This is a genomic window from Sphingobacterium tabacisoli (assembly GCF_017908035.1).
In the GTDB taxonomy this organism is placed as follows: domain Bacteria; phylum Bacteroidota; class Bacteroidia; order Sphingobacteriales; family Sphingobacteriaceae; genus Sphingobacterium; species Sphingobacterium tabacisoli.
The window spans coordinates 461,512-476,644 of sequence record NZ_JAEQMU010000004.1; the positions used below are offsets into that span (position 1 = coordinate 461,512).

At 41.4% G+C, this 15,133-nt stretch carries 13 protein-coding genes; 8 read left to right on the plus strand and 5 right to left on the minus strand.

Annotation, left to right across the window (positions count from 1 at the left end; translation table 11 throughout):
• Positions 1-5 precede the first annotated feature (5 nt).
• The 4 genes from miaA to pdxA all read right to left on the minus strand — a co-directional run bounded on the left by miaA (position 6) and on the right by pdxA (position 4,150).
• The gene (miaA, locus tag JKG64_RS16365; RefSeq protein ID WP_317195851.1) at positions 6-923 is read right to left on the minus strand and encodes a tRNA (adenosine(37)-N6)-dimethylallyltransferase MiaA; all 918 of its coding nucleotides are present in this window, start codon (positions 921-923) and stop codon (positions 6-8) included.
• A 6-nt stretch (positions 924-929) separates the two neighbouring features.
• The gene (locus JKG64_RS16370) at positions 930-1,517 is read right to left on the minus strand and encodes an IS1096 element passenger TnpR family protein (RefSeq protein WP_210355374.1); all 588 of its coding nucleotides are present in this window, start codon (positions 1,515-1,517) and stop codon (positions 930-932) included.
• 49 nt (positions 1,518-1,566) lie between these two features.
• Positions 1,567-2,997, minus strand: coding sequence for a CCA tRNA nucleotidyltransferase (locus JKG64_RS16375; RefSeq protein WP_210355375.1), 1,431 nt, complete (start codon positions 2,995-2,997; stop codon positions 1,567-1,569).
• A gap of 97 nt (positions 2,998-3,094) precedes the next feature.
• Positions 3,095-4,150, minus strand: coding sequence for a 4-hydroxythreonine-4-phosphate dehydrogenase PdxA (gene pdxA, locus JKG64_RS16380; protein WP_210355376.1), 1,056 nt, complete (start codon positions 4,148-4,150; stop codon positions 3,095-3,097).
• Between the two features lie 189 nt (positions 4,151-4,339).
• Here pdxA and rsmA point away from each other — a divergent pair, with 189 nt between their 5' ends.
• From rsmA to JKG64_RS16395, 3 genes are read left to right on the plus strand one after another with little or no spacing between them, the layout of a single operon-like run.
• The gene (gene rsmA, locus JKG64_RS16385) at positions 4,340-5,119 is read left to right on the plus strand and encodes a 16S rRNA (adenine(1518)-N(6)/adenine(1519)-N(6))-dimethyltransferase RsmA (protein WP_210355377.1); all 780 of its coding nucleotides are present in this window, start codon (positions 4,340-4,342) and stop codon (positions 5,117-5,119) included.
• Between the two features lie 12 nt (positions 5,120-5,131).
• Positions 5,132-6,292 (plus strand): FAD-dependent monooxygenase, encoded by a 1,161-nt coding sequence (locus JKG64_RS16390; protein WP_210355378.1) that lies wholly within the window; start codon positions 5,132-5,134, stop codon positions 6,290-6,292.
• A 1-nt stretch (position 6,293) separates the two neighbouring features.
• The gene (locus JKG64_RS16395; protein ID WP_210355379.1) at positions 6,294-7,220 is read left to right on the plus strand and encodes an NAD(P)-dependent oxidoreductase; all 927 of its coding nucleotides are present in this window, start codon (positions 6,294-6,296) and stop codon (positions 7,218-7,220) included.
• On the opposite strand, the gene JKG64_RS16400 is transcribed toward JKG64_RS16395, so the two are convergent.
• Complete coding sequence (locus tag JKG64_RS16400; RefSeq protein WP_210355380.1) at positions 7,209-8,069, minus strand: UbiA prenyltransferase family protein; 861 nt, start codon at positions 8,067-8,069, stop codon at positions 7,209-7,211. The genes JKG64_RS16395 and JKG64_RS16400 overlap by 12 nt on opposite strands.
• Before the next feature lie 188 nt (positions 8,070-8,257).
• On the opposite strand from JKG64_RS16400, the gene acs reads away from it, so the two are divergent.
• The 5 genes from acs to JKG64_RS16425 all read left to right on the plus strand — a co-directional run bounded on the left by acs (position 8,258) and on the right by JKG64_RS16425 (position 15,129).
• Entirely contained in the window at positions 8,258-10,174 is a 1,917-nt protein-coding gene (acs, locus tag JKG64_RS16405) for an acetate--CoA ligase (protein WP_210355381.1), read from the plus strand.
• Between the two features lie 258 nt (positions 10,175-10,432).
• Positions 10,433-12,742, plus strand: coding sequence for a hydrogen gas-evolving membrane-bound hydrogenase subunit E (mbhE, locus tag JKG64_RS16410; protein WP_210355382.1), 2,310 nt, complete (start codon positions 10,433-10,435; stop codon positions 12,740-12,742).
• Positions 12,743-12,842: 100 nt separating this feature from the next.
• On the plus strand, positions 12,843-13,268 hold the full coding sequence (locus JKG64_RS16415; protein WP_210355383.1) for a Na+/H+ antiporter subunit B: 426 nt from the start codon (positions 12,843-12,845) through the stop codon (positions 13,266-13,268).
• Entirely contained in the window at positions 13,268-13,624 is a 357-nt protein-coding gene (locus tag JKG64_RS16420) for a Na+/H+ antiporter subunit C (RefSeq protein WP_021068689.1), read from the plus strand. The genes JKG64_RS16415 and JKG64_RS16420 overlap by 1 nt, the downstream gene beginning before the upstream one ends.
• Positions 13,621-15,129 carry a proton-conducting transporter transmembrane domain-containing protein gene (locus JKG64_RS16425; protein WP_210355384.1) on the plus strand — a complete coding sequence of 503 codons (1,509 nt, stop codon included), beginning with the start codon at positions 13,621-13,623 and terminating at the stop codon, positions 15,127-15,129. Before JKG64_RS16420 ends, JKG64_RS16425 begins: the two co-directional genes overlap by 4 nt.
• Positions 15,130-15,133: the final 4 nt, after the last annotated feature.

A 15,133-nucleotide genomic window follows, 5' to 3' on the forward strand; every position in this document is an offset into this window, starting at 1 on the left:
AAAGACTAAGCCTTCAACTTATCAGCAACAAATTGAATTATCTCGTCCAGTTGTTCTGGCTCAAACCAAGTCGTATTACCGTATTTTTTAAACCAGGTAATCTGCCGCTTTGCATAGCGTCTTGAATTTTGTTTGATCTTGTCTACAGCCTCTTCCAAAGAAATATGTCCGTCAAAATAGTCGAACATCTCGGCATATCCAACCGTCAATAAAGCGGGTTTATTACGGAACTCGGATAAAGACCTAACTTCTTCTTGTAGTCCTGCTTCAAGCATCCTATCTACACGTAAGTTAATACGATCATATAGTGCACTCCTATCCATATTCAATCCAATGGTTACGACATCAAATGTACGCTCACGAACTTTATTCTTCTGGTAGTAAGACATAGGATTGCCCGTCGCTTCATAAACCTCTAGTGCACGTATCACACGTTGTGGGTTATCAATATCGGCAACTTCATAATAGGCAGGATCGACTTCTAAAAGACGTTGTTTTAAGGGCAACAGACCTTCCTTCTGAAATTGTTCGTTCAATCGATCTCGCACGCCTTCCGGCGCCTTAGGCAGATCATCGAGTCCCTCTGTAAGTGCCCTAACGAATAGACCAGAGCCTCCTACTGCGATAACGACATCATGTTTAGCAAAGAGTTCGCTTAGTAAACCCAATGCATCTCTTTCATAATCCCCCGCAGAGTATTCCTCTTCTATCGAATGAGAGTCAATAAAATGATGCACGGCAGCCTTTAATTCTTCCGAATCAGGTTTGGCAGTGCCTATAGACATTTCACGATAGAACTGTCGAGAGTCTGCCGATAGCACTTCTGTAGCAAAATGTTGTGCTAAAAAAATAGCCGTAGCAGTCTTACCTACTGCTGTAGGCCCAACCACTACGACTAGCGTCTTTTTTTTATCTGTAGCCACTATAGCTTAATAATCCTCTTCACCACCACCAAACTCCGCTTGGCCTTCTCCTTCTTCTCCATCCTCATCATCGCCATCCATAGTGTCATAGTCGTCGTCTTCATCGACGCCATATTCTTCTGTAGATTCTTCTACATACTCATCATCTTCGTCATCGTCACTGGCTACCGGGAAATTAGCTGCGGCAACCATTTTTGGTGCCTGTCCGACCGATTTAAAAATGGCAGGATATTCTTTTCCTTCCTCCTCTTTTAAAATCTTCACCAACTCCACATGAAAGTCATATGGACGATCAAAATTATAGATATAATAAAACTTCTGGTGCGGATCATCGATAAACTTACTCAAGCGAATATCTTCCATCAAGAGCACACCGGCATCGATCTTACGCTGAGATGGCATAAGTGCAATTTCAGTTCCCTTTTTCCATTGATCATTACTTACATAAAAAGAAGAAGAAGCATCGACCTGGTACCCCGTACTCTTATGGATTTCCTGATGCAATTCCACGAATGTACTTTTTGAAGGCATATCGATGTCACGATATATATCTTCGTAATCTTCAAATGTTACTCTAAATCTATAAATTGCCATAATCAAAATTGAAAATAAGCCTATGCCTATCCAAATGTAAAAATATAAATTATTTTGATGTCACTAAGGACAATGTTTCTTTCGGTTCTAAGTTGAGCCCCTTCGCTCGCGTTACCATAAATTGATACGCAGCTTCCCTTTCATTTGGGATTTCGCCTTCCAATATAGCTTCTCTAATAGCATTCTTGATTATCCCCACCTGCTTACCTGGCCCTAATCCAAAGACATGCATAATATCCTCTCCCGTTACCGGAGGTTGCCAGTTCCGCAAGTGATCCCGTTCTTCGACATCCTTTAGCTTCTGCTTTACCAGTTCGAAATTATCTCTATATTTCTTCTTCTTGAACTCATTTTTAGTAGTGACGTCAGCATGGCACAACAACATCAATGCATCGATATCATCCCCTGCTTCAAACAACAAACGTCTTACCGCCGAATCTGTCACAATATCTTGAGCTAATACGATAGGCCTCAAATGCAATTGTACTAATTTCTGAACAAACTTCATTTTTTCGTTCAGAGGCAGCTTTAGTTCTCCAAAAAGTTTAGGCACCATACGGGCACCTTTATCTTCATGTCCGTGGAAAGTCCAGCCTGCTTTCTTATCAAACCTTTTGGTGGCTGGCTTAGCGATATCATGCATAATTGCAGCCCATCTCAACCAAAGGTCATCAGAAAGCTCCGCAACATTATCCAATACCTCCAAGGTGTGATAGAAATTATCTTTATGACCACGACCTTCAACAATTTCAACACCGTACAGTTGTTGCATCGCCGGGAATATAAGCTCCAACAATCCCGTATCGAAAAGATAGCGAAAACCGATAGAGGGCTTCGTAGACAGGATAATTTTATTAAGCTCATCCGTAATACGCTCTTTCGATATGATTTTAATGCGGTCCTTATTATCCGCAATAGCCTGTATGGCTTTCATATCTATCTTAAAATTCAGCTGCGTTGCAAACCGTATAGCACGCATCATTCGTAACGGATCGTCAGAAAACGTTTCCTTTGGATCCAACGGTGTACGTATAATACGATTCTGTATATCTGCCACCCCATCAAATGGATCCAACAACTCTCCAAAAGTAGCCCCATTCAACGAATAGGCCATCGCATTGATGGTAAAATCGCGCCGATTTTGATCATCTTCCAACGTACCATCCTCTACGATAGGTTTACGCGAATCCCTTCTATAAGATTCTTTACGGGCACCTACAAACTCAATATCCAAACCATCATACACCAACATTGCTGTCCCAAAAGACTTATATAGTGCCACCTTGGTACGCAATTGTTCTCCCAACAGAGTAGCAAACTCAATCCCAGAACCAATCACCAATATATCCACATCGTATTTAAATGGCCGCCCCATAATGCGATCCCGAACATATCCGCCAATGACATAGCAGGTCGTATCCGTTTTATCGGCCAAATCTCTAATAATGGGAAATATAGGGTGTTGTAATTGTTCTATCATAGCTTGCGCATACAGACCTAGAGGCCTAACAAGTTACAAAAGTACTTATTTTAAAAGAATTTTCTGAACTATTAACAGAGTTAATTAAGTTATACTCCTAGTCTCTGTCTCTCGAAAGCTTACGGAAGGCTAGTGGACTTGCGCTCAGTTCAGCCTGCTCTCTACGATTCTTAACGATATGTACAGCCGTAAAAATAGCTTCTAGGAAAGACTCGTGCGATGCTAAGTTCTTTCCGGCTATATCATAACCCGTACCATGATCTGGAGAGGTGCGGACAATCGGAAGTCCAGCGGTGTAATTCACCCCTTTACGATCTGCAATATGCTTGAAAGGAATAAGCCCTTGATCGTGATACATAGCTAATACAGCATCAAATTTCAGATATGTCGTAGATGCAAAAAATCCATCGGCCGGATAAGGACCGAAGCATAGGATACCTTCCGCATTAGCTTTTGCTAAAGCAGGGCGGATGATCTCGTCATCCTCTGTACCGATTACACCATTATCTCCAGCATGGGGATTCAGACCGAGTACAGCGATTTTAGGTTTTTGAATCCAAAAATCCTTCTTCAAACTGCTATTCATAAGCCTCAGCTTCTTTAGTATTGCTTCTTCAGTAATCTGAACTGCGACATCCTTAATAGGAACATGTCCCGTCACCACGCCTACACGCAAATCATCACACAGCATAAACATGAGCACATCATCTGCACCAACCTTCTGCTGAAGATATTCAGTATGCCCTGGGAATCGAAAGCCTTCCTGTTGTATATTATGTTTGTTGATCGGAGCCGTGACCAACGCATCGATCTTTCCTGCTTCCAAATCTGCTACAGCCCTCTCTAAAGAAATAAATGCATACTTACCCCCGACTTCATTTTCTTCACCCAGGGTAATCTTTACATCTTCCTGCCAACAATTAATGATGTTAGCACGCTTCGCATTCGCTTGATCTGGACTTTGTATTACATTAAAGCTAAAATCATTAATATTATTTGCCTTACGGTGAAATGAAGCATTTTTAGTATTACCATATACAATAGGTGTAAAGTAATCCAGAACACGGCTATCTAACAGTGATTTAATAACCACTTCCATTCCGACTCCGTTTAAATCACCTATACTGATACCTACTTTTAATTTTTCACTCATTTCATTAAAGCATTTTATACTCAAAAGTAACAAAAATTAGGCAAGGAAAAACACTCGAACGCTGAAATTATCCTTATTATATGAAAAATAGTATTGCTCCATAACCTTTATTTTAAAGATTCATGACGTTTTTCTTCTTTTTACTTTTTACTTTTGGGCTTTGAGACATTTCATTTTTCGACATTTCACATGAGTACAGTACGTGCAAAAAAACATCTCGGTCAACACTTTCTAAACGATAAGAATGCCGCGCAACGCATTGTAGAGGCTTTGACCCCATCGCTAGGCTTCACGCAAGTGCTAGAGGTAGGCCCAGGGATGGGTGTTCTTTCTGATTTTTTATTACAAAAGACAGCGTATGAAACTTATCTCATCGATGTAGATGACGAATCCATTGAGTTTTTGGCGGACAAATACAGTGAACTGGGTAACCGTTTAATTCATGGCGATTTCCTAGCCCTTGACTTCTCTAAGTACTTTGGCGACAAAATGGCTATAATCGGCAACTTCCCTTATAATATCTCCTCCCAGATTCTATTCAAAATCTTGGACGAAAGACATCGCGTAATACAAATGGCGGGTATGTTTCAAAAAGAAGTCGCCGAACGCTGTGTAGCCAAACCTGGCAGCAAAGAGTATGGTATACTAAGTATCTTTCTACAAGCCTACTATAAGGTAGAGTACCTATTTACCGTCAAGGCTGGAGCTTTCAACCCTCCTCCCAAAGTGCTTTCAGGCGTGATGCGCATGACACGGAATGAGGTAGAAAAACTAGATTGTGACGAGCAACTATTCTGGAAAGTCGTAAAAGCGGGCTTTAACCAACGCAGGAAAACACTACGAAACGCATTGTCAGCTGTCGTCCAAAAAGATAAGATGAGTGACAATCCACTATACGAACTACGCGCCGAGCGCCTTACCGTAGGAGATTTTGTACAGCTCACCAACGAGATAGCGAATTCACGATAATTATAAAGTACTATGGACAGCGAATTTCTAATTATAGGAGGAGGTGTTGCTGGACTTACGACCGCAATAGCACTTCAATCGATCAACCGAGATTTTAGACTATTCGAACAAAGCCAACTACTACAAGGTATCGGTGCCGGATTTGGTTTGGCGGCAAATGCGATGCAAGCTTTAGAAATACTTGGGCTTAAAGAAGGAATCGAACAGTTGGGCTACTATATCGACAATTACAATATACGCAGTTCGAACGGTACCATCCTCTTCAGTCCTGACACCAAACGTCTCTCTAAACAGTACAGCCAAAAAAACTTCGCTATACATCGGGCCGACTTACATAGTCATCTACTGTCTCAAATTCGGACAGAAAACATCGTTTTAGGGAAAAGAGCAAACAGACTAGAACAGGACGAGCAATCTGTCCGTGTTTTCTTTGAGGACGGTAGCACACATACGACCAAATACCTGATAATCGCGGATGGTGTAAAATCACTGTTGCGCCAACAGCTTGTCCCCTTTTCCGTCCCTCGGTATTCGGGTTATACCTGCTGGCGTGCTACTATTGACAACAGTAGCATCAAACTAGACCAGGGCTTTGAAAGCTGGGGCAGTGCTGGTCGATTCGGAGTCACGCCACTCGTGGACAACCGTATCTATTGGTACGCCTGTGTCAATGGAGAGGCAAATAGTCCGGTATTTAAGAATACAACAGTTAATGACTTAAAAAAACGTTTCCAACACTATCATGCCCCCATCCCTATCATATTAGAATCGACCCACGACGAAGATCTGATATGGAGTGATATTATTGATATCAAACCGCTGGAACACCTTGCCTACCATAACATTTTGATCATTGGAGATGCAGGACACGCTACCACTCCCAATATGGGACAGGGGGCCTGTCAAGCTCTAGAAGATGTAGCTGTACTTATTGACGAATTGCAACAAAATAAAACTCCAATCGTAGCTTTTCGTTCTTTCGAAAAAAGAAGATTATCGCGCACCCGTTATATCACGGACACTTCTCGACAAATAGGCCAAATCGCACAATGGGACAATCCATTGTTAATTGCCTTACGTGACTCATTGGCCAGGATAGCGCCTAATCGAATAAAGCAACGTAGCTTATCGAAATTGCTTTCCAAAGACTTCATGCAAATAAATACGCTCTAAAATGAATATTTTAATTGTAGACGACATCCACAAAATACTACTCGACAAACTCGATGAAAGCAACATTTCCTATAACTACCAACCGGATATCAAGCGGGAAGAGGCTGCGCAATTGATTGCGTCTTATGACGGCCTAATCATACGTTCGAAGTTTCAAGTAGACAGCGAATTTATAGACCTAGGGACTAAACTCCAGTTTATAGGTCGCTCTGGTGCAGGAATGGATAATATTGACGAAGCCTATGCCAGCTCAAAAGGAATCACGCTGTTACCAGCCAATGAAGGGAATAGAGATGCCGTTGGCGAACATATGATCGGCATGCTCTTAAGTCTGATGAACAACCTAAATCGTGGCGATAAAGAGATCCGTAACGGAGCATGGCAAAGGGAAGAAAACCGAGGCTATGAACTTATGGGACGTACCGTAGCCCTCATCGGTTATGGCAACAATGGTCAGGCGATGGCAAAAAAACTTTCTGGATTTGGTGTTACCGTTATCGCTTATGACAAATATAAAACTGGTTTTTCGGACGAATATGCTACAGAAGTATCTATGGAAGAAGTTGTCAAACGAGCCGACATATTAAGTTTTCATATACCTCTGACGAGAGAAACCAAGGGATTGGTGGATGAGGAATACCTCTTTCATTTCCGCAAACCCATTTTCTTCTTGATGGGAGCTCGAGGGGGTATCGCACATATCCCTGCGGTATTAAAAAACCTAGACAACGGCAAAATCCTTGGAGCAGCATTTGATGTGCTGCCTGTTGAAAAATTCCCTGCATTGGCACAAGAAGAATGGTATACCGACCTTATAAAGAGAGACAATGTATTACTCAGCCCGCATGTTGCTGGCTGGACCTTTGAGAGTTACTACAAACTATCAGCTATCCTCGCGGATAAAATCATTCAATTACTAGACAAATAGTAATACGCAAAAGTATTGTACCAATAGGGCTACATCAAGCAAATAAACTTGATGATAGCCCACATTTTTTTTAAATAACACAAAGTACAAAGCGATTCCGATTAGAATATCTGTTAGAATAATACCTTCTTTAGCAGACACCTCAAACGGGACAACCGCCAACAGACAGATGTGTATTCCAATTAGAATATAACAAAGAAGCTTAGCTTTACGTTCTCCGATAAGGTGTGGAATAGTCTTCAAATGATAATAGGAATCCTGCTTCATATCCCTGATATCGAAAGGAAGTGTACAAATCAGTAGAAATAGGATTTTCAAGAGCCCTAGAGCATTTGCTTGCGTCCAATCTACCGGTACCGCTTCTGCCCAAGCTTCTACGACCGGCAACCCAACACTACTCAATGACCACACAACTGCTATATGAAACAATTTGAGCCCTGGAACTTGGCGCAAACCACCTGGTTTTCCAGAAAAACGGAAAATGGGTAGACTATACCCCACACTAACTATCCCTACCCCTCCCAAGAATAGCCAGGTATAAAAATGAACATGACCTAAACAATAGAGAAGCAATGCTGATGCGATCAGATTATTCAACCAGAATATGCGTTCATGTCCAAAAACCCATCTGGTTCGTAAATAAGGGGAATCTTTCGGGTTTTTAGGTTTAGATAAAAAAAGGCTAAAATTATAAAGCAGTAGCGTAGCTGCTCCCTCAATACCTACCACATACCAGTTAGATGGCAATCCGAGGACAATATAGGTCAAAAGACATTGAGCCATAGCAGCCGATGCAATCAGAATATTGCTAAAAATGATAAAATGATATATTTTCTTTAGTGGATCCATCCCCTTCTACCGCATCTATTTTTACAACAAATTAAAGTGCTTCTTGTGACAAAAATTAGTTTTTAATCGTAAAAAAAATTAAATTAGCCTTACAACAGACTCTTTTACAGTTCCAAATAAATTGATGTCTGTTTTGAATAACAAAATTATAATAATAATAGACCTATACTAAAAATCAGAAGTAAGAAATGAGTTTTCAAATTAAAAACTTTGAGGAGTATCAGGATGCTTATAAGAGAAGCGTCGACAATCCCGAGCAATTTTGGGGAGAAATAGCAGATAATTTTTTCTGGAAAAGAAAGTGGAACAATGTTCTTAACTGGAATTTCTCAGAACCAAATATCAAGTGGTTTGATGGAGGTAAGTTAAATATCACAGAAAACTGTCTTGACCGTCATATTTATAAAAATGGAGATACGCCTGCCATCATCTGGGAACCCAACGACCCGTCTGAGGCACACCGCATCTTAACCTATAAGCAGCTCTTGGCCAAAGTAGAGCAATTTGCAAACGTACTAAAAAACAACAACGTCCGTAAGGGTGACCGCGTCTGTATCTACTTGCCAATGGTTCCTGAATTAGTCATCGCCGTATTAGCCTGTGCACGGATTGGAGCTATCCACTCTGTCGTATTTGGCGGTTTCTCGGCACAGTCTATTGCTGACCGTATCAATGACGCGGAGTGCAAATTGGTAATCACTTCCGATGGCGGTTTCCGTGGGACAAAAACACTAGAGCTCAAATCTATTGTAGATGACGCCTTGATGCAATGTCAGTCGGTCGAGAAAGTCATTGTCTTAACACGTACACGTACCCCTATCTCTATGATCAAAGGTCGTGATGTATGGTGGGAAGATGAAATCAAAAAAGTAGAGACTCAAGGCAACCCTGCCTGCCCTGCTGAAGAGATGGACTCTGAGGATACACTTTTCATATTATACACCTCTGGTTCCACAGGTAAACCAAAGGGAGTTGTCCATACGACTGCAGGTTATATGATCTATACAGGTTATACCTTTGCCAATACATTCCAGTATAAACCTGGTGAGGTTTATTTTTGTACAGCTGATATCGGTTGGATTACAGGACACAGCTATATTGTCTATGGACCGTTATCCCAAGGCGCAACATCATTAATGTTTGAAGGTATACCGACTTTCCCTGATGCAGGTAGATACTGGGATATCGTTGATAAATACAAAGTCAATATTATATACACTGCTCCTACAGCAATCCGCTCGTTAATGGCTTTTGGCGACAGTTATGTAGACAATAAAGATCTATCTTCTCTTCGCGTATTAGGTTCTGTAGGTGAGCCTATCAATGAGGAAGCTTGGAATTGGTACAACGAAAAAATCGGAAAGGGTAAATGTCCGATAGCGGATACTTGGTGGCAGACAGAAAATGGGGGCCATCTTATCACCCCTATAGCAGGTGTAACACCTCAGGTACCAGGTTATGCCATGCTCCCTCTACCTGGTGTACAACCTTGTTTAATGGATGAAAACGGAAAAGAGATTGAAGGGAACGATGTTTCTGGAAACTTGTGTATCAAATTCCCTTGGCCGGGTATGCTACGGACGACCTGGGGTGACCATGAACGTTGTAGACAAACCTATTTTGCGACATACAAGGATATGTACTTTACAGGAGATGGATGTTACCGTAGTCCGGAGGGATATTACCGCATTACTGGCCGTGTAGATGATGTGTTGAATGTTTCGGGGCACCGTATCGGAACTGCAGAAGTAGAAAACGCGATAAACATGCACGCTGACGTAGTAGAATCAGCAATTGTAGGCTACCCACACCCCGTAAAAGGACAGGGTATCTATGCTTATGTAATTGCTAATCACCATATCGATGCAGAAAAAACACGTCAGGATATCTTACAAACTGTAACACGCCTGATCGGTGCGATTGCAAAACCAGATATTATTCAGTTTGTGACTGACCTTCCTAAGACTAGATCCGGAAAAATAATGCGCCGCATCTTACGAAAAGTCGCTGAAGGTGAATTATCGAGCCTAGGTGACACTTCAACGTTGCAGGACCCTACTGTAGTAGAGGCGATCATCGAAGGATCCAAAGAATTTAAAAAATAGACAATAAGGGAGCTCAAAAGAGCTCCCTTATCATTTCCCGCATCCGCTTTCTTCAAAAAAACCTAAAAAAATCAAGGTTTTTTTACTATTTTTATGACTTTCCATTAATGTGCATAAACTTTCGCACTCCCTCGGAGTGAAGTCAAAGACATGAAGGGCCTTAATGTCATCCAAGTGGCTCGCTCAACTAAGGGGAGCTCCTGATGCCATTGATTTATACAAAATCAATAAAATAGACACTTTCAGAAAAAGGGATAAATGCTATTAACTATATTATCGGGATTATTTTCGTCATGCTCAATGGTCTTCATTGGCAAACATTTAAAGTCTAGGTGGAGTTTTGTTCTACCTATTTTACCAGCTCTTTTATTTATATTTTTTGCCGCACACGTCCTTTTGATTTCAAGTGGAAACCAACAACTACAACATTTCAACTGGGTACCATCATTAGGCGTCAACTTTGATTTAAGGCTTGATGGGCTTTCTCTCTTATTTGCGTTACTGATTACGGGAGTTGGTACAGCTATTTTCACCTATGCCCGTTACTATTTAAAAGGGCATATCTATTTTGACCGCTTCTTCGGTTATCTTTTTTTATTCATGTCTGCCATGCTTGGTGTGGTACTATCGGACAATATCATTTTACTTTTCGTCTTTTGGGAGCTCACGAGTATTTCTTCTTTCTTCCTAATCGGCTTTAACAATGACAACCAAGACTCTCGTAAAAGCGCTTTAACCGCACTTAGCATCACTGGACTAGGAGGTTTCTTCCTGCTTGCGGCTCTTATACTTGTTGCCAATATCGCGGGCACATTTAGTATCTCTGAAATGATTGATAGCAGAGCATTGATTCTAGACGACCCGCTGTATCCATTGGTAATTTCTTTATTGTTTATAGGAGCGTTTACCAAATCTGCCCAATTTCCATTTCACTTTTGGTTGCCCGGAGCCATGAAGGCTCCGACGCCCGTTTCGGCCTATTTACACTCCGCTACCATGGTCAAAGCGGGAATATATATTCTCGCGCGCTTTACTCCAATTTTAGGAGGTACCGATTACTGGAACTATACATTAATAATCGTTGGTGGTATTACGATGCTCTACGCGTCTATACACGCTCTATTTCGTATTGACCTAAAAGGTATATTAGCCTATTCCACTATCTCTGCATTGGGTATATTGACCTTTTTAATAGGAATCGGAACCCAAGATGCTTTCATTGCTGCGATGGTTTTCCTCCTTGCCCATGCCCTGTACAAAGCAACGTTATTTATGGTTACGGGAATCATCGATCATGAAACCGGTACGCGAGATATCACGGTGCTAGCGGGGTTGAGAAAAGTTATGCCTCCAGTTGCTTTGGCCGCTGGGCTAGCAGCACTCTCTAGTGCGGGGCTTCCCTTTACCTTTGGTTTCATCGGCAAGGACTTGGTCTATGAGGCTACCCTACATAGCCCATGGAACGACTATATATGGGTACTCACAGGGTTAGCGATTGTGACAAACATCGGTCTTGTGTCCGCTGGTTTTATGGCTGGAATAAAGCCCTTTACAGGAAAACTACCTACACATTTAGAGCATGTACACATGCCTAGCAAATCGTTATGGATTCCACCATTGATGTTAGCTATCCTAGGCGTTGCATTTGGTATATTCCCGGCATTTGCAGGCAACTATTTAAGCATACCTGCCGCCAATTCACTCACCGCAGCTTTCTTCACTAAAAATCTGCAGATCTGGCACTTTAACCTGATTTTGATTCTGAGTATCGCAACCTTACTGCTAGGGACATTGGTATATGTAGTAAATAAACCAAGCATCGCTAAACTCGATAAGCTAGCAAAATTTGACAAGATTTCACCTCAGCGCATCATAACAGGCTACGCCAATGATATTGTGCGCTTCGCCACCTGGTTTACCAATCTTTTCCACAATGGCTATCTGCGCTCCTACCACCTTAAAATAATATTATTTGCAGAAGCATTGCTCGCCTATAAATTGTGGGTCAGTGGTCCAATAAAACTAGATCTATGGACACTTACCTATCCTGACATTTACGAGGTCGTTATTGTAGCGGTATTGATTGGAGCCCTCTACATTATTGTGACTACGCCTTCCCGACTTACATCTGTGGTATCTATGAGTGTAATTGGCTATTGTATCTGTTTGATCTTCGTAATCTATAGTGCACCAGACTTAGCAATGACCCAATTTACCATCGATACCCTATCTACTGTTCTATTTGTCCTTGTACTCTACAAACTACCGGGATTCATTAATTTTGCGAGCAAAAAGATACTTTATCGAGACGCGTTAGTTTCGCTTGGTTTTGGAGTCACCCTATCCCTAATTGCTTTAAAAGCCTGGTCCGAACCCATATCAAGAGAGGTTTCTAATTTCTATGGAGAGAATGCCTACCTCCTCGCAAAAGGAAAAAATGTGGTCAATGTTATTCTTGTAGATTTCAGAGGGATAGATACCATGTTTGAGACCGTCGTACTGAGCATTGCAGCCCTAGGGGTATATAGTCTAATCCGTTTACGCTTAAAATCCTCTGAGAGAGAATAGTATGAATAAAAGGAAAATAATATCCATATGAAATACTCATGTTTAGCGAAGCACAAACATGAATATTCCATATGACAGATAAAAAACAGATTATACACATATGAAAAGTCCAATATTACAATCTGCGAGTAAATACTTGCTACCCATATTACTGCTATTCTCCTTTTTTCTATTATTACGGGGACACTATTACCCAGGAGGAGGATTTGTCGGTGGCCTAGTTGCGTCTATAGCATTTGTACTACATAGTTTTGCTAATGGAACGGCGCAAACGATGAAACTTCTGAAAAGAAAACCACTTTCCCTGATTCCTATCGGACTTGGATTATCAACGATAAGCATGGTTATGCCTATGGCATTTGGTCTTCCACCAATGACCGGACTTTGGTTTGAACATCCTGTACCAGTAATTGGCATGGTCGGTTCTTCCCTATTTTTTGATTTAGGGGTCTATTTAGTTGTCATCGGTGTAGTCTTGACTATTTTGTTTACAATCGCCCTTAACAACGAGGAGGAAAATAGCTAATGGAATTATTACTCATCATACTGATAGGCCTTCTATATGCAGCGGGAGTTTATTTGATCCTCCGTAGGAGTATGGTCAAGCTACTACTCGGAATTATGTTACTCGGTAGTGGTGCTAATATCTTGATATTTTTGCTGGCGGGGATTACCAAAGGTAAACCACCGGTTATCGACGAAGATGCGAAATTATTTCAGGATGTCTTTGCCGACCCTATCCCTCAAGCATTGATACTGACCGCTATTGTAATCAGCTTTGCCTTGACGGCTTTTGCCATTGTACTTTTAAAAAGAGTCTACGCATTGGTAGATTCGGATGATTTAGATGATTTAAATACCCCTGAGGAAGAAGATATATGATAGACAACCACATATTAGCTCCAGTTTTCATCCACTTGTTTACGGCTATCCTGCAACTTATTGCCTGGAGAAAGACCGTTACACAGCGCTTTATGAGCGTAATTGGAAGTTTCTTGGCTGTCGTTCTTTCACTGCGTTTATTGCATCGTGTCAATGAGACTGGGATTTTGACCTTGAATGCTTCCAATTGGGAATCTCCATTTGGAATCGTGTTTGTAGCCGACCTGCTCAGCAGTTCCTTAGTACTCATCACCTCCTTTGCGGGGCTTGCAGTATCTTTATTTTCATCTACAGGTCTCAATAGACAGCGGATGAACTATGGTTACTTTCCTATTTTCCACTTTTTGGTCATGGGATTGAATGGTGCGTTTTTGACGGGAGACATTTTCAACCTTTATGTATGGTTCGAGGTGATTATTATTTCATCTTTTGTACTGATGACTTTAGGAGGTCGCAAGACGCAACTCGAGGGTGCAGTCAAATATATGGCCATGAACATCCTGGCCTCCACCTTCTTTCTGACAGGAATCGGTATATTATACGGGATGACAGGGGCACTGAATATGGCCGACTTAGCGATTAAGATTAAAGATGTTCAGAACTCGACCCTAGTCGGCATTACGGCCTGTTTCTTTTTATTGGGCTTCGGTATCAAATCGGCGGTATTTCCACTCTACTACTGGCTTCCATCTTCCTATCATACCCCACCATCCGCTGTGGCTGCGACATTCGGAGGCTTGTTGACTAAAGTCGGAATCTACGCTATGATTCGCGTATTCAGTCTGATCTTCATTCCGGACCAATTTACCAAAGACCTTTTGGTCTGGATAGCAGTATTTACCATCCTTACAGGAAGCTTCGGTGCCCTTATAAAAACCAATATCCGTCGGCTCTTCTCCTACCTGATTGTCTGTCACATTGGATTCATGATTGGTGGTATAGGTATGTTTACAAAAGTTGCGTTAATGGGTACTGTGTTCTATCTATTCCATGATATCTTGGTAAAAACCAACATGTTCCTGATTGCAGGACTAATCGGACAACTGAGAGGCAGTATGGATATGAAAAAAAATGGGGGGCTATATGCAGAATACCCAAAACTATCGCTACTTATAGCAATTGTCCTGTTCTCCTTAGTAGGTATTCCACCACTTTCAGGCTTTTGGCCTAAGATATTTTTATTTCAGGAGGCTTTTACACAAGCTCAGTATGTATTCATAGCTGCTCTGATTGTGGGAAGTTTCGTTACGCTCTATGTTATAGCAAAGATGTGGGCCGAAGTATTCTGGAAGAATGTACCGGATGAGGTGATAATAGAAAACAAATTTGAACCCTTGCCATTGGTCCGCAAGATATTACTTGTCTTACCAATAGGAATGTTGGGTTTGGCAACCCTATACATAGGGTTAAATTCGGAGATAGTTATTCAGTTGGTCGATAAGATTACAGACCAATTAATCAATACACAACCGTACATAGAGGCGGTATTAGGAAAAGGAAACTAAGCGT